The organism is Aeromicrobium sp. PE09-221 (assembly GCF_002174305.1).
Taxonomy (GTDB): Bacteria; Actinomycetota; Actinomycetes; order Propionibacteriales; family Nocardioidaceae; genus Aeromicrobium.
Genome location: NZ_MIJB01000083.1, coordinates 1 through 917, shown reverse-complemented (window position 1 = coordinate 917; position 917 = coordinate 1). Strand labels below are relative to the sequence as shown.

Below are 917 nucleotides of genomic sequence, written 5' to 3'. Positions count from 1 at the left end.
CTTCTAAGATCTTACGTGATAATAGATATGGAAAAGCTACTAAAAGTGTTGCGGCATCAGCTTTAGCTCAAGCTAAATCTAAGAAAAAATAGGGAGGGAATAGTTATGGAATTTTTATTTAATAGTAATGGTGAGCATATTGCTAATTTTGTGAACGGACAGCTTCATGCACCTAGTGGTGAAAATGTTGGTCATTATCGTGAAAATGAAAAAATATTTATAGATATGAATGGATATTATTTGGGTGAGATTATGTATGGAAATCGTTTATTTCATAATAATTATTCCTCATATAAAAATATAAATTTTGGTATATATGGTAACTATGGTAATGTAGGAAACTATGGAAACCCTGGAAATTATGGTTCTATTGGACTTATAGGAGGATATAAAGATATTTCTTTTTAATATTATAATTTGATTAAAAAAAGCGAAATTCTTGTTTTAACACAATAAGTTTCGCTTTTTTGATCAAATTTGAAATATATCAAGTATATTATCTTTTTCTTCTTTATTGATTCCGATGTATTTAAGTGTGATTTGTGGAGTACTATGATTGAGTATATCTTGCAGCATGGCTACATCTTTTGTTTGTTTATAGAACCAATAGCCGAAGGTTTTGCGCATGGTGTGAGTCCCGTTGGATTCTACACCGGCAAAATCTCCGGCTTTTTGCAATTGTCGATAAGCCTGGATCTTACTAATGGGCTGATCTCCTTTACGGGAAGGGAATAACCAGGTATTTTCTAGAGTTTGGGCATACGAATAGATTTCATCAAAAATAGAAGTAAGATTAATCATGCGTTCTTTCTTTGTTTTTCCTTCTTTGATCTTGAATTCTTTTCTCTTTTTTCGTTTTAGTTTTACTATGGTTTGTGTTTCGAGTTGGAGTAGATCACTCACGCGTAGTCCGGTAT

General features: G+C 32.1%; 2 protein-coding genes. One reads left to right on the top strand and one right to left on the bottom strand.

The genetic code is table 11. From position 1 onward, the window contains the following. The first annotated feature begins 105 nt into the window (after positions 1 to 105). Positions 106 to 408 carry a hypothetical protein gene (locus BHE97_RS19385; protein ID WP_060748993.1) on the top strand — a complete coding sequence of 101 codons (303 nt, stop codon included), beginning with the start codon at positions 106 to 108 and terminating at the stop codon, positions 406 to 408. A gap of 63 nt (positions 409 to 471) precedes the next feature. On the opposite strand, the gene BHE97_RS19380 is transcribed toward BHE97_RS19385, so the two are convergent. Further along, on the bottom strand, positions 472 to 917 hold a 446-nt coding region (locus BHE97_RS19380; protein WP_087625657.1), incomplete at its 5' end, for a tyrosine-type recombinase/integrase.

What these genes read in the sequence shown, in the direction of transcription:
- BHE97_RS19385 (WP_060748993.1), top strand. Translation starts at nt 106, where the DNA reads ATGGAATTTTTATTTAATAGTAATGGTGAGCATATTGCTAATTTTGTG.